The 541-nt window shown below is 42.0% G+C and carries 1 protein-coding gene; it reads right to left on the bottom strand.

Going from position 1 to position 541, the window contains the following annotated elements; genetic code table 11:
- Positions 1–541 (bottom strand): hypothetical protein (locus ACLD7X_RS18165; RefSeq protein ID WP_411425088.1); only part of this gene is annotated, 541 nt, incomplete at both ends.

The raw sequence follows: 541 nt of genomic DNA, 5'->3' as shown, positions 1-541 counted from the left end.
ATTGACAGCAATATCCCGGTTTTGATCCAGAATCTGTTGAGAGACTTCTGTTGAATGGTGGGGACCGTCTATTTCAATTAGGTGCCCGTTTTTTGAATTAGAATAGGGTAGCTCAATGGTGAAGTCTGCTCGTTGACGAGAGAAGTTGAAGGGGTGCTTGATAATTGTATTCAGTTCCCGTTGGGGTTCTAGTACCTGCAAGAGGAAGTTTTTATCACTGCTAATTTGATTAAACAAAAAGTCGCTCTCAAAACTACTAGAGGACTGTCCATAAGAGTTTTGCCTGATAGTTATTCGGGGGTCAATGATGTGTAACGCCCTAAATATTTGGCTGTCAAGGTATGTGTCTTCGAGTGGTTCAAAAAAGATGGTTCCAAAAGAAGCCTTTTGCTTTGCGTGTTTGAACGTATCGACGAATTTTTGTTCTAATTCCAGCGACATGCGGGTAGGAAGCCCTCGGCATAGAATGTTATTGAGTACAGAAAAACTGGGGTCGGGCTCACTTACACCATCATGAAAGTTGGTATTGCTTTCTACATCA

Source organism: Aphanothece microscopica RSMan92, assembly GCF_046613545.2.
In the GTDB taxonomy this organism is placed as follows: Bacteria; Cyanobacteriota; Cyanobacteriia; order PCC-6307; family Cyanobiaceae; genus NIES-981.
Note: the sequence above shows the minus strand (reverse complement) of the source record. Positions and strands in the feature narration are given on the sequence as shown.